General features: G+C 59.7%; 10 protein-coding genes and 1 tRNA gene. 4 read left to right on the top strand and 7 right to left on the bottom strand.

The features are described from left to right. Positions 1–169 precede the first annotated feature (169 nt). Together H8R02_RS06800 and H8R02_RS06795 are read right to left on the bottom strand one after the other, a co-directional pair. Positions 170–1624 carry a trypsin-like serine peptidase gene (locus tag H8R02_RS06800; RefSeq protein WP_255429161.1) on the bottom strand — a complete coding sequence of 485 codons (1455 nt, stop codon included), beginning with the start codon at positions 1622–1624 and terminating at the stop codon, positions 170–172. A 182-nt stretch (positions 1625–1806) separates the two neighbouring features. Continuing rightward, complete coding sequence (locus tag H8R02_RS06795; protein WP_187080545.1) at positions 1807–2040, bottom strand: hypothetical protein; 234 nt, start codon at positions 2038–2040, stop codon at positions 1807–1809. A 122-nt stretch (positions 2041–2162) separates the two neighbouring features. On the opposite strand from H8R02_RS06795, the gene H8R02_RS06790 reads away from it, so the two are divergent. Together H8R02_RS06790 and H8R02_RS06785 are read left to right on the top strand one after the other, a co-directional pair. Further along, the gene (locus H8R02_RS06790) at positions 2163–3719 is read left to right on the top strand and encodes a recombinase family protein (protein WP_187080544.1); all 1557 of its coding nucleotides are present in this window, start codon (positions 2163–2165) and stop codon (positions 3717–3719) included. Between the two features lie 69 nt (positions 3720–3788). After that, positions 3789–5303: a recombinase family protein gene (locus tag H8R02_RS06785; protein WP_255429160.1), complete on the top strand. Its 1515-nt coding sequence runs from the start codon at positions 3789–3791 to the stop codon at positions 5301–5303. Here the strand turns inward: H8R02_RS06785 and H8R02_RS06780 are convergent. Next, positions 5290–5670: a hypothetical protein gene (locus H8R02_RS06780; protein ID WP_187080542.1), complete on the bottom strand. Its 381-nt coding sequence runs from the start codon at positions 5668–5670 to the stop codon at positions 5290–5292. The two genes, H8R02_RS06785 and H8R02_RS06780, sit on opposite strands and share 14 nt — an antisense overlap. A 340-nt stretch (positions 5671–6010) precedes the next feature. Here H8R02_RS06780 and H8R02_RS06775 point away from each other — a divergent pair, with 340 nt between their 5' ends. Then, the gene (locus H8R02_RS06775; protein WP_187080541.1) at positions 6011–6541 is read left to right on the top strand and encodes a DUF7931 domain-containing protein; all 531 of its coding nucleotides are present in this window, start codon (positions 6011–6013) and stop codon (positions 6539–6541) included. Positions 6542–6632: 91 nt separating this feature from the next. Beyond that, positions 6633–7280, top strand: a complete 648-nt coding sequence (locus tag H8R02_RS06770; protein WP_187080540.1) for a hypothetical protein — start codon at positions 6633–6635, stop codon at positions 7278–7280. 206 nt (positions 7281–7486) lie between these two features. On the opposite strand, the gene H8R02_RS06765 is transcribed toward H8R02_RS06770, so the two are convergent. The 4 genes from H8R02_RS06765 to H8R02_RS06750 form a co-directional block, all read right to left on the bottom strand. Then, positions 7487–10246, bottom strand: a complete 2760-nt coding sequence (locus H8R02_RS06765; protein WP_222622328.1) for a class I SAM-dependent DNA methyltransferase — start codon at positions 10244–10246, stop codon at positions 7487–7489. 376 nt (positions 10247–10622) lie between these two features. Continuing rightward, positions 10623–10698: transfer RNA gene (locus tag H8R02_RS06760), tRNA-Phe, on the bottom strand. A 17-nt stretch (positions 10699–10715) separates the two neighbouring features. Continuing rightward, positions 10716–11432, bottom strand: a complete 717-nt coding sequence (locus H8R02_RS06755; RefSeq protein ID WP_187080538.1) for a response regulator — start codon at positions 11430–11432, stop codon at positions 10716–10718. Between the two features lie 23 nt (positions 11433–11455). Then, the gene (locus H8R02_RS06750) at positions 11456–13714 is read right to left on the bottom strand and encodes a sensor histidine kinase (RefSeq protein WP_187080537.1); all 2259 of its coding nucleotides are present in this window, start codon (positions 13712–13714) and stop codon (positions 11456–11458) included. Positions 13715–13716 lie beyond the last annotated feature (2 nt).

Below are 13716 nucleotides of genomic sequence, written 5' to 3'. Positions count from 1 at the left end.
TGAAGCGCCTGGACAAGGCAATCGGACTCGCATGGTCCGACGACGTGTTTACCGACGAGGTCAATGGGCCGGCATAGCCGAGCGCTGACCGCCAGCGTCAAGGTGCCATCACCGGACGCTTACGATGTGAAGGCGATCTTGGGCGAGTCGAACGCTGCGAACCCCAGATCTAGGTCAATGAATAAGTGGGAGCGACCCCAATGAGGTGGAGCAGCTCGGATTGGTCGGAGGTACTTGCGCCACTTGAAAGTCGCACGTAGTCAGCAAGAACTTGACCATCGAAAGCGCGTGCGGCAGCACCAAAGACTGCATCCGCCTCTAATCCTCCGAGGAGGCGTGTCATGTTGAGGACGACCTGACCGCGCGCCGTCGCATTGATCGAGAAGATGGATGCCACTGCCGATTGGAGCGCCACGTAACTCGCGGCAGGTGACGGTCCGCCGAGACTGCTTGCCCCGATGCCGAAGTCCGTGAGAACGCTCGTTGCTAGAGCACCAGCAGACACACCGGCGTACGTGCCGGCAACGCTCTGCGCATACGCTGACACAGAAGATGTGCGAAGCGCGGAAACCATGCTTCCGTAGCCTGCAGCAGTCGGTGCCGTCCCGACAAACGCTCTATACACACCAAGCGCGTCCATGATGTCGGTGACCGGCGGGCCTGACGGAGCGCGAGAGGAATCATTGATGGTGAGCGATCCACTGGCACCGTTTGAGGTCAGCGTCAATGTCTCGGGTCCCTCGGTCCGCGAATCAGCTGCAATGGCAATATTGGCGACCGCCCGTCCATCACTTCCTACGGTTGCAAGCCCCGAGAGTTGCCCACCAACAATGTCTGCTGCACTCACTCCAGACAGCTGATAGGAGAGAGAAGACCCGACAGGCACATTCTGAGTAGTAATGGTGAAGACGGCCGTGCCCCCTTCGTTCACTGAAGAGGACGTACTGCTAACACTGTATCGGGGGAGCGCCTGCGTTGGAGCAACTAGCAATGAGTCGTTAGAAGAAAAGAAAGACCTGAGGGCTTCCAGTGTGAAGCCGACATCAGCCCAAACGGATGTAGCCGCGCTACCGGCAGATTTCACACCAATCACATATCCGTCACTAGAAAATAGTGGCCCCCCCGAACTGCCAGGCCCCATCGGGTTGGTCGTCGCCGTATAGATTCCAAACAGTGAATTCGAAGTCACCGTGACGTCAGCGGTCATCATTCCCGTGCTGCCGTCGGGATAGCCGATTTCGGTGACAAGCTGAGTAAAGTTTCGGTTCGGATCGACACCGAACCAACCTGTGACGTCACCTACAGGCAGAGAGACGCCAAGAACTGCGACGTCGTACTGACTCTCTGCCGATGTGAGCAGAGGATTGGAGTCCGAGAAAACAGCATCAGGGTAGGCTCTGGCAGTCCAGGAGTACGTACCGGCACGCAGCGCATACGTAAAGGTGGTTGAGTCGAACCTGTCCGTGATCCCGTTGTAATCCGCACCGAAGTAGAAGTCGAAACTGGTACCCCACCCACCGTGCTCCGGAGAATACACGGTGTGCGTCGCAGTGAGGATGTCGTTCCGACCGACCATGGCCGCAGTGCCTTGCGATCGTGTGCCATCGGGCCAATAAACGAACATGACAGCCACGGCCCCGTAGGGATATGACGACCGTTCCGCTGCCGTGACCTCTCTTACTGCCATGTGGAGCCTCCGCCATCCGCCCCCCGGAAGCTCGTCACTTTACGGCAGTCCCGGCCGAGACGCAACGCGCGTGCCCACTACGATTGAGGAATCCCTTGTGGCGCCACAAAAGGAATTGACTAGCTGCCGCGGGATCGAATCCTCAAGAGCTCAATGTAGGCGTCCACCAGCTGCCGGCACATTTCGAAGCGCGCGGCGTTTCCGGTGCTTTCCCCCTCCACATCAAGTGTCGCCTGCAGTTTCGTCGCTGCAATTCGCGCAGTTGAGGGACTTAACGATCCCATGACCGCGATAAGCCCCATTGAAAGCGCCTGGATCTGGCCGGAGAGAACATTGAATTCCTGGTCGGTCATTACTCTCCTTCCAAGCCTTTGAGCGGCAATAGTCACGTTGCTACGTGCAACCGAGACGTTTGTATAGTTGCGCCACGGCTTGCGCAAGAGGGACGATACGGCATTTGTCCGTGGAGACTGAGATGCTCACTCCCGTTGCGCAATACGTGCGGATGTCTACGGTCCAGCAGCCGCTGTCCATTTCGATTCAAATGGCAGCCATCAGTGCTTATGCGCAGAAGCACGGAATGGAGGTAGTGCGCACCTACAGCGACGAAGGCAGGAGCGGACTGAAGATCGATGGCAGGGACGGGATGAGAACCCTGCTGCGCGACGTTCTCGCGGTGCCGAGAAGGTTCGACAAAGTGCTGGTCTTCGATGTGAGTCGCTGGGGCCGGTACCTGGACGTAGATGAATCTGCGTACTACGAGTACCACTGCCGCAAGCATGGAGTGGCAGTCATCTACGTGGCGGAGCACTTCACCGCGGAGATGACGCCATTCGACTCGCTGCTCAAGCAGTTGAAGCGTACGATGGCCGCCGAGTACAGCCGCGAGCTGGGTGCGAAGTGCCGCTCGGGACAGGTGGAGACCGTCAAGCGCGGTTTCGCCACTGGGCAGCTTCCGTGCCTTGGCTATCGTAGGCAGTCTGTCTCGCAGGGTGGAGATCCAGGAAAGTTGCTCGGACCGCACGAGCGGAAGCCTATGGCCACTGATCGCGTGCGATGGGTCTTGGGACCGCCGGAGGAAGTCGCGACGGTGCAGAAGATCTTCCGGGAGTATGCGGACGGCGTCAATCTGGCCACGATCGCGCGACGCTTGAAGGCAGCGAAGGTCCGCAGTCACAACGGCAGCCCCGTGACCGTGGACATGATCAAGAAGCTCGTTCGATCTAGCGTGGTTCTGGGCACCTTCTCATGGGGGCATCGGAGTAAGCGGCGTCGCACATCGACGGGCATCCCTGCATTGCCACAACCCGCTACGAATACGCACATGGTTGATCCCATCATTGACCCGGATACCTGGGCTTCGGTGCAACAGAGGATCGCCGCTGCTCGCAAGTGGTTCGAATTCGGCTACGACGACGAACTTCTACTCAATCGCCTCCGCGAGGTTCTTGCTCGCCACCCAGATTTGTCGTACTCCAAGTTCGCGCGCTACGGATTGCCACAGCCTGCGACATACATTCGGCACTTTGGCTCAGTGACGGCAGCCTATGTAGCTGCAGGACGCGACGATCCCACGGAACGAGTCCGTCGACCTCGTCAAGCCCTCTCCAGCTGCATCGGAAAGCGGTTCACCTCGGACGTGTTCGACCTTGTCGCGCCGCATGCTGAATCGTGCAGGCTGGAAAGGCGATTGAATCTTGTCTGCTTGGATGGAGCCGAGGTCAAAGTGAGGGTCGCCAAAGCGTGTCGAACCCGCGCTTCTCAGCCGTATTGGTTCGTGGATCACCTCGAAAGAACTGAGAAGGTGGGGCGGTGGCTGCTCATCCTATGCCTGAACCACGACACCCCGACCGGGAACGAGTTCGTGCTTCTTCCGCCGAATGAACACACGAAGTTCAGTGGTCGCCTGACGACGAAGGTGCTCGAACGGTTCGCCCCATACCGCATCGGTGACGCTGAAACTCTCAGACAGAGGCTACTGCAAGTTTGCACCAGTCCTGATGGCGGCCGGCAGCTTGCGCTCGATCTCTAATTCTGCGTTGTAGCTAAAGCTGCGCGGGTGATGTAATGCGGCGCCTCAATCACTCCTTTGAGGTACCTCATGACGATTCGTGCAGCCCAATACCTGCGAATGTCCACCGACCAGCAGCCGCTGTCCATTGAGTCGCAGCGCTCGGCCATCAGCCTGTACGCCCGCGATCACGGGTACGAAGTGGTCGCAACTTACCTGGACCAAGCAAAGAGCGGCGTGAAGCTATCGGGCCGCGACGGCATGCAGGCCCTGCTGCGCGACGTGATGAACGCGCCAGACTACAAGGCTGTTCTCGTCCTGGACGTTTCGAGGTGGGGCCGCTTCCAAGACGTTGATGAAAGCGCGTACTACGAGTATCACTGTCGGAAGAACGGCGTGCAGATCGTGTATGTCGGCGAGCTGTTCCGCAGTTCATCGTCACCTTTCGACGCGGTGATGAAGCAGTTGAAACGCACGATGGCAGCTGAGTACTCGCGTGAGCTTGCGCACAAGTCCCGCTCCGGCCAGGTGACGGCTATCAAGCTTGGCTTCGCTACTGGAAGGCCGCCGTGTCTGGGGTACCGGCGAGAAGCCATCTCGGCTGATGGAAGCCGCCGCCTTCTGGCGCAAGGCGAGCGCAAACCGCGAATGACTGATCGTGTGAGATGGATTCTCGGTCCGAAGCGAGAGCGAGACGCCGTCGCATGGGTGTTCGAGCAGTACGCTTACAAAGATGCGTCCTTGCGCGACATTGCTCGGGCACTCAATCGGAGAGGGGTGACGTCGTACCGCGGCGAAGCGATCACCGACTTCATGGTGCGCAACTTGTTGGAAGCCGAAGTGGTGACCGGCAAGTTCACTTGGGGCTTACGCAGCGGAAAGACCTCCGTAACGGACATCCCCCGCCTCGCAGAATCGGCCGCGAACACGACGATGGTGCCGGCGCTTGTCGATCGCAAAACCTGGGATCGGGCGCAAGAGCGCCTTCGCCAATCTGCACATCTTTACCACCATGGCACCGACAGAACAATGATGCTTCGCAAGCTGGCGAAGGTCGTTGCGAAACATCCGGCGCTTTCGTGGTCAGAGTTTGGCCGCTATGGCTTGGTCCACGCCTCGACCTATCAAAAGCATTTCGGGTCGCTTGCCGAAGCCTACCGGCAGGCAGGTGCGCGTGCAGCGGTGGAGCATGGAGATGAGGGTACGTTGGTCCGTACGAACAAGCGCTTCTTCTTGCGCGACCTCTACAACTTGGTATCAGACGCTGGGGCTCAGGCGCGTGCACAGCCACATGAGAATCTGCTTTGGATCGGGGACGTGGCGATAAAGCCTCGTGTCGCCAAAGCAAAGCAGTTGCGCTCAGGGGCAAGGTACTGGCTCATAAAGGAGCTCTTTCGAGGAGGCCCGAACCCCTTGCCGTGGCTGCTGGTGTTATGTGAGGAGCGAGGAGCTACGACTCCGGCGTGCTACTACTTACTCAATCCTGAGCAGCATGCGCAGTTCCGTGGCCGTATTGAGCGAGGTCCGATGGAGTCCGGGCTGTACGACGAAATCCGTCCGTCATGCGTGATATCGCGGCTATGCGAGCTTGCTACCTGTTCCTAGGCGGCGCAGGCGCCAAATGCCCGAAGCGGCGGTCCGGTTCCAGCACACGATTTGCTGCAGCTCGGTCCATGATTTGACATCGCCACTTCTGGAACACCCAGTTCCGTTGAGGGCGATGACCGGCTTCCTCAAAGCCGCGAACAAGGAGCTGGTCACCTACGATCGCTACGAGTTCAGGCAGCCAGAGGACCGCCAATGGGGTGTAGCGGTCCATCACGTTCTCTTGGTAGTCGAGAGGCCACAACCGAAGACATTGCTTGCGCGTGTCGTTCGCCTGCATGTAGGTTCCGAGCTGGCCCACAAGTGGGGGCCATTGCGGGACCACTTGCCGACCATCGCGATACAGCTTCTCGACGGCAGCAAACATGTGAATACTGTTTTTATGTACAGTATAGTGCGTCTGTGCACATGCACGCACGTCCTTCAGAAGCTGCGTGCTTTTGCTCTCCAGCGGTAGAAGGCGCATAGCACAGGCAAGATGCGGTTGCTAGCGAACATAGCCTGTGTCATTGCTGAGCGTCACCGACCAAACTCCAACTCTCACCGCCAGGAATTGTCAGGGTAAACACCTATAATTGTGTTGTGGGTTGCCGACAAAGCAGTCCGCCGTTTTGCCTGACGATCCGTTGATTGAGAAAAGCGTGTAGAAATTTGGCCCCCATTTCTGTGGGACGCTGGATTCCACCCACAACAACCAGGAGGTATGAATGGATGCGTATAGGGCCTTGGTTCGCCGCCTCGCAGAAAAGCGCGACCCCGAAATCATCAGCAATAGCTCGATTGATCACGCCACTGTGTTGGTGGCGGAGATGCTTCGCCGTGGTCAAGGTGAGGCCCACATTTTTTCTGGGGCACTGAACCCCGCTCTTTACTCTACGCCGGAAGTAATCGGCGCGATGACGTCGTTTCTCACCGCTGCAGACAGCTGTGTGAAGATCATCGTGCAAGAGAAGGAAAAGGCAATCCCAAACTGGGAGATTTTTCTTTCGAGGATGACCGTCGAGCCCGAGATGCTTGATCGCATCGACATTCGCGTGGGAAATGATTTTGTGGTCAGCCAGCCTTTCCACTTCACAACTGTCGGTTCTGACTTTTTCCGGTTTGAACCGGATCGCGAAAAGCACGAGGCTTTTGCATCCTTTGGACGTCCCGGAGACGTTGCCCAGATGACGGAGGTGTTTGAGGCGTTCTGGGGCTTGTCCCCAACGTCTCTCAAAGAATTAGCTGCGACGGCCTAAGCAGTCGTACCGGCACCCAAAGGACCACGCAGTGCGTGGTCTTTTTTTAGCAGGAGGAAATGTGGCTACCGGATTTCTTAATCTGGCCTATATGGCTGAGCTCTCCTTCGTGGTCAACCTCGCCTACCTCGAGCTGAAGTCGTTGCGCTATCTGAAGAACGCGCAAGACATGATGGATGAAGTAAAGCTTGGCCTCAACGATAGGCGATTGAGCAGCGGCGCCTCCATCGAACAGTTCATGGAGCTCTACACGCAAGTCAAAAATATGTTCTGCGCCGACAGCACCGATCGCAGCGCAGCCTGGTATGTGGTTAACAACGGCGGGAAGTTACGTTTCAAGAAGTGCGCGACGATGCTGTTCCCGTTGTTCTCGCACGAGTATGACCGTCGGCTCTCGACCGGTCTCCTAGTGATCTCTGCCCTATCCGTTTTTACAATCACATTGATTTCGCGATTGGCCCCGGACGCTTGGCAGAGCACATCAGAGGCAACGTTCCTCTGGTACGCCATCATGACTCTCCTCACCGCTGGACTAGTATTTCCAAGCGCGTTCATCTTCCTGGGCCGGGAGATGAAGCAGATTAGTGAGCGGATCGCCCTTGACGTGAAGTCGCGGAAGGCAGAAATTGCCAGCGCCATCATGCACTCGCAGCTGCAACGGGCTAGACCGTCTGTGCCAAGCGTGTTCGCCCCACCACATCCTTCGTTTCAACCGGGGCCGATGCCCCGTCCACGTTAGCTGTTGTCAATCCACCCAGGCCTTCCGACCCAAGACAGGACGCAGCCAGCTAGGTAAGACTTGGCGGCTCACGCACATAGCCGCGCTGGTAATTCACGAGCGCAGCTGGGGATTGATCTGGCGCGGGCGATGGACGAGAAGATGGTGCGAATGAGGTGAAGCCCGGACCTTCCTCACGAACCACCAAAGCGCGGATTACAACAAGATTATGCAGCTACGCGTCGGCCAGTCTTCTTTACCGGGGGCGCACGTAAGAGTGCTTCCGTCCTGTCTCGATATTGCTCTAACAGGAAAGCGACACGCTCTGCATCACTTCCAAAGCTACGCCTCCCATACGCCGCATCAACCGCCCGATCGAGCTTCCGATGCGCAGCTAGCAAATCGGCAGGCATGCTCAGCGGTTCGTAGAGTTCCGCGAGGGTTTCGCCTTTGTGTGCTGCGCGGCAGTCAAGAACCGCCTGCGCACACTCAGCGATCGCGCGGCGCCTCACATCCGTGACGTTTTCCGGCCAAGGGAAGTTGTTGTAGACGATGCTCGCCGAGTAACGGAAGTCACTCTTGATGCGTCCTCCAATACCGGCTACCCAAGCGTTGTGCATCAGGGAGGACAAGACGCCGAACTCATAGAGACCGGCGTTTGGAACCATGAGATTAGCGTCTCCGCAGATCTGGTCTTGGCGCATGAATCCCATTGGGATGTAGCGCCTGTTTTCGCCAGTGTGTCGCGGCACAAGCAGATAGCGCCCTTTCGGCTGGCGAATTTCGCCAAAAAGTGCGGGGGCAGCAGCTAGCTTGCGGGTTGCTGGTCTTTCGCTTTTCGCGCGATGTGCTTTGCAGGCACCAACCCGCTCCTTGATCGGCGCAATCCGGGTAATGTCCGCACTTGGCGCGTCGACAAGCCAGAGGCAGTACCGCTTCTCGTTGTAGAGGAACTGCTCCACTTGGAAGAACGGCTTGATGTACGCTGCCGCGGCCCTGTCGCGGCTAAGCATCTCTTTACGCTCCGCTTCTTCGAGCAGCAGAGCGCCACCGTCGTTAGCCATCGACCCGAAGCACATAGCGGGCGTGGCCGTGTCGAGTGTGCTAGTGCGGTCGATCACGAGGATGTTGTCGGCGTCAACCAAATACGGGCTTATATTCCTGGCGGATTTTTCAAGCGGCTCGCCATTCACGGACGCGTAGTCGAACAATCGTTTCTTTGTGTGCGGAAAACGACTGAAGCCGATGATCACGCAATGGACTGCGGCGACCTTCCCTGCCTCGTTCGCCCACTTGAACGTACGGTGCGCAAATTTGATATCCACTCCTAGGCCCAGCAGGTAGCTCCAAAGAATGCCGACCTGCTCGCCCTGAGTGATCGAGTTCGTCGAGACCAGGGCAGCTTCGGCTCGCGGGCTCAAGTAATGCGCAGTCTTCACATACCAACCTGCAACATAGTCGAGGTTGTTTGCACCGGGAACACCATGCAGTGCGAGAGCAGCAGTCGCCTTTTGCTGCGTCGACATCAACCGTGCGCCGCGGAAAGGAGGATTACCGAGCACGAAGTCGCACCGCGCGGAAGGTAGGACGTCGTTCCAATCCGTCTCCAAAGCGTCCGCCTGAAGAATATTTGCGCTCTTAACAAGCGGCACACGGACGAAAGCGTTCCCGAACTCCTTGCTCACCATGACGTTCATCTGGTGATCGATTAGCCACATCGCAACGCGAGCAATCTGGGCAGGCCACTCTTCAATTTCGATGCCGTAGAACTGATCTACGTCGACCTTCACAAACGACGCCATGGCATCTAGAGCGAGCTGGTGCCGACCCGTGCGACCGTGCCGCGCCCGTATTACGTCGAGTTCGAGAAGGCGCAATTCCCGATAGGCGATGACCAGGAAGTTTCCGCACCCACAAGCGGGATCAAGGAACCGGAGCTCTGAAAGCCTCCCATGAAACTGCTCCAGCTTTCCCTGTTGTGTCTTGATGCTTTCAAATTCGGCCCGTAGATTGTCAAGGAACAGCGGGCCAATCGCCTTCAGAATGTTCTTCTCGCTCGTGTAGTGAGCGCCGAGCGCGCGACGCTCGTCTTTCTTCATGATGGACTGGAACAGGCTGCCAAAGATTGCAGGGCTAATCTGGCCCCAGTTCACATCGCAGCACTCCAGCAAGGCGCCTCGGAGCTTGGCAGTGAATGAAACAGTCGATATCGACTCGGCAAACAGGGTGCCGTTCACATAAGGAAACTGAGCTAGTTGCTCATCAAGAGACCGATATCTTTTCTCAACTGGTCGGTTAAGCGTCTGAAAGAGTTCTTGCAGGTGCCCACCTAGGTCACTTCCATCTTCGCTGGTGCGCTGCAAGATGTAGTCGTGGAATATGTCTCTGGGCACAAAGATGCCGGTGTCGTCAGCAAACAAGCAGAACAGGAGCCGGACCAAGTAAACCTCCAGCTCATGGCCTTCGTAGCCAATCTCTTTCAGTTCATCGTGGAGCGCTCCAAGCTTCAGTGCGGCCTGTGCGTTGACAGGATCTTGTTCCCGGATCTCCCTCTTCTCGTATCCAGCAATGAACCCCAGTCGCTGAATTTCGTCCGGCAAGTCCTCTAGCTTGAATTCATTGTCATCCCCGGTGTCGAGATCGATGATGCGAAATCTCGCAAAGTCGCAAACGACAACATACCGAGGCAATTCACTATCCTTCAAGCCGGGGAAGTAGTCTTTCGCCTGTTTGTGGGCCATCTCCAAGTCCTTGCCTCGGGACTTGTGCTCCACCAACAACATCTTTTTCCAGAGTAAATCGATGTAGCCTCTGCTGCCGTCAATCTTCTTGACGCGCGACTCGAACGATGCAACACGTCGCCGTGGCACGCCAAATACACGGAACAAGTCGTCCCAAAAGCTTTTCGCGTCTGCGTGCTCCTCTTTCGCGTCAGCCCAATCACGGCTGAACGCAACCGCAAGCGTTCGAATCTCGTTCCAGCTCATTGGCATTTTCGGCTCCTCCCCGATTCAGCCAACGCGCTAGGTGTGCCAGCGAAAGCTTGCGACGGGTACATCTCTACGGTGCAACAGTATTTGTGCTGGCATTGTCCGCTGAACCTGCGTCAGGTCAATCAACGCGGATGGCACGCAACCCAAAACGATGCGTCGCGACGACAAGAGTGGGGTTCGGGTCGGCTAACGATGATAGGTACGTTTCGTAGGCGGCGACAGCGGGGATCGACGCAACACCCCGGCCGCGCCCTCCCTTCGCATGGGCACGAGCCGTATCCCGCTTTCGGCAAGCCCACTGTCCCGTCCCAATTGGCATGCGATCGAATGAAAACGCCCCGGAAGCCGAAGCAACCGAGGCGTCTAGATCTGGTGGCCTGGGGCGGAATCGAACCACCGACACGCGGATTTTCAATCCGCTGCTCTACCAACTGAGCTACCGGGCCGTGAGCCGGCAATTATATCAGCCGGCCAGCGTCTTCTTCCCGCGCGACAAATCCACCCCCAGCTGCTTGAGCTTGCGGTACAGGTGGGTCCTTTCAAGACCCGTCTTCTCCGCCACGCGCGTCATCGAGCCCCCCTCCTTCGCAAGGTGAAACTCGAAGTAGCTCTTCTCGAACTCATCCCGCGCATCGCGCAGCGGCTTGTCCAGCTCGAACATCTGCCGCGCCTGCGGCCCCATCTCCACCGGCGCGGGTATCTGCTGGCCGCCGGTCATGGCATGTTCCACCGTCAGTTCGGCCGGTGGCACCTGCATCACCGGCACGCCGGCCATGCCGGGCTTGCGCGGGGGCGCGGGCGTCGTGGGGTTGGGTGGCGTGAGGCCCAGGCCCGCTTCCACCGCACGCAGCAGCTTCTGCATGGTGATGGGCTTTTCCAGGAAGCTGTGCGCGCCGATCTTGGTGGCCTCCACCGCCGTCTCGATGGTGGCGTGGCCGCTCATCATCACCACGGGCATGTTCAGCTGCCCCGAGATGCTCCACTCCTTCAGCAGCGTCACACCGTCGGTGTCCGGCATCCAGATATCCAGCAGCACCAGGTCCGGCCGCGTGCGCTGGCGCGCGGCACGCGCCTGCGCCGCGTTCTGCGCCAGGTCCACGGTGTGGCCTTCGTCGTTCAGGATTTCGGACAGCAGGTCCCGGATGCCAAGCTCGTCGTCGACCACCAATATGTTTGCCATGCGCCCGCTTTAGTTCGCTGTTGTCAATTTGCAACTGCGAATGATAACGACACTTGCGCCCCCTGGATGACACCGTCTGAAACCCGGTTCTTCAGGTCCACCCGGGCACCATGCTCATCCGCGATCTTCTTCACCACCGCCAGCCCCAGGCCCGTGCCCTTCTCCTTGGTGGTCACGTAGGGCTCGAAGGCCCGCTTCAATATGTGCTCGGGGAAGCCCGTGCCGTTGTCCAGCACCGAGAGGCGCACGCGCTTGGTCGTGGGGTTCCACTGCGTGCGCACCGTCACCTCGCGCGCGGGCCGGCCCTCGGTGGCGTCCTGCGCGTTCTGCAGCAGGTTGTGGATGACCTGGCGCAACTGCTGGGCGTCGCCCAGCACGCGCGGGCACTCGGGGTCCAGCTCCAGGCGGATGGGCACCTGGCTGCCGTCGCGCGCGGCCTCGCCTTCGCGCACGTAGAGCTGCATCACGTCGTTGATCAGGGCGTTCAGGTCCACGGGCTTGAGCTCGGCCGCGGGCAGGCGCGCGTAGTCGCGGAACTCGTTCACCAGCCGCTTCATCGCGTCCACCTGGTCCACGATGGTGTGCACGGCCTTGGCCAGCACGCCCTGCTCCGGCTCCTGCAGCTTGCCCGTCAGCTTCATCTCCAGCCGCTCGGCGCTCAGCTGGATGGGGGTGAGCGGGTTCTTGATCTCGTGCGCGAGCCTTCTCGCCACCTCGCCCCAGGCCTGCGCGCGCTGCGCGCTGACGATCTCGCTGATGTCGTCGAACACCAGCAGCCGCCCGTTGTCCGGCATCTCGGCGCCGCGCGCCACCAGCGTCACCATGTTGGCCGCCGTGGCGCCGGGCAGCGCGGTGTTGAGCTCGAAGCTTTGCTGCCAGTGGTCCACACCATGCTGGCGGCGCTCGTTCATGAACTCGTCGAACTGCTGCTGCACCGCGTGGCCGAAGGCTTCCAGGCCCGGCACTTCTTCCAGCTTGCGGCCCTCGTTGGCGGCCAGCGGCGCGCGCAGGATGCGCGTGGCGCCGGGGTTGCTGCTTTCGATGCGGCCTTTCTCGTCCAGCACGATCACCCCGGCGGTGAGGTTGTCCAATATCGTCTGCACGTGCGCCTGCGCGGCGCTCACTTCGTCGATGCTCTTTTGCACGGCGGCGCGCGCGTCGGCCAGCTGCTGCGTCATGTCGGCGAAGCTGCGCGTCAGGCCGCCGAGTTCGTCCTTGCCCAGCAGAACGGGCTTGGGGCTCAGGTCGCCGGCCGCCACTTCGCGCACGCCGGCTGCCAGCAGCAGCAAGGGCCTGGCGAGCTGGTTGCCCAATATCACCGCCAGCAGCACCGCGCCGAACACGCTGAGGAAGAGGCTGAGCGTGAGCGTGCCGATGTACATGCGGCGCAGGCCTTGCCGTGCGAGGGCGCGCTCCTGGTATTCGCGGTTGGCCTCCTGCACCGCCAACGCGTTGGCCACCAGCGTGGGCGGGATGCCGATGGTGGCCTGCAGGAACCTCGTTTCGGCCAGCAGGCCCACGCTGGGCTGCGGCACGAGCGCGATGGCCTTGATGCGCGCATTGTTCGTGGTGGCGGGGTCGTCGAGGCCTTCTACGGAGGCGACCACGCGCTGCGCACGCGCGTTGCGCAGTTGCTGAGGCGACGGGCGCTCGGGGCTGAGCTGGTAGCGGCTCTGGCCCGCGGCCGCGATCACCTGCCCGTTGGCGCTCCACAGGATGAGGTCGCTCGCGGAGAGCTGCTCGCGCAGCTTGTCCAGCACCACGGGTGCGGTGGTGTCGGAGGTTTCGGCCAGCTGGCCCGCGGTGGCGCGAGTCTTGTTGGCGAAGTCGTTGGAGAGCGTGTCCAGCGTCACGCGGCCCAGGTTGAGGCCGGCGTCGAGCGCGCCTTCCACCTTCACGTCGAACCAGCTTTCGATGGAGCGCGAGACGAATTGGTACGACACCACGTAGATCAAGAGGCCGGGCATGAAGCCGACGAACGCAAAGATGGCCGCCAGCTTGATCAGCAGGCGCGTGCCGAACTTGCCCCTTCTCAGCCTCGAAGCGAGCCGCCAGCAGATCCACACCAGCACCGCCAGCAGGATGATCGCCACCACGATGTTCACGATGAACAGCAGGCCGTAGTTGCGCTCGTACAGCTCGCGGTTGCCGGTGGCCTGCGTCAGCAGGAAGAGCAGCACGATCGCGATGGCGACCATGATGCTGGCGCCCACCAGCACGGCCCAGCGCACGGCGCGCTGCGTCTGGAACAGCGGGCGTGACGGGGGGACGACCGGGGACATGG

This window comes from Ramlibacter albus, from assembly GCF_014297445.1.
Taxonomy (GTDB): domain Bacteria; phylum Pseudomonadota; class Gammaproteobacteria; order Burkholderiales; family Burkholderiaceae_C; genus Ramlibacter; species Ramlibacter albus.
This window is presented reverse-complemented; position numbering and strand designations above follow the sequence as displayed.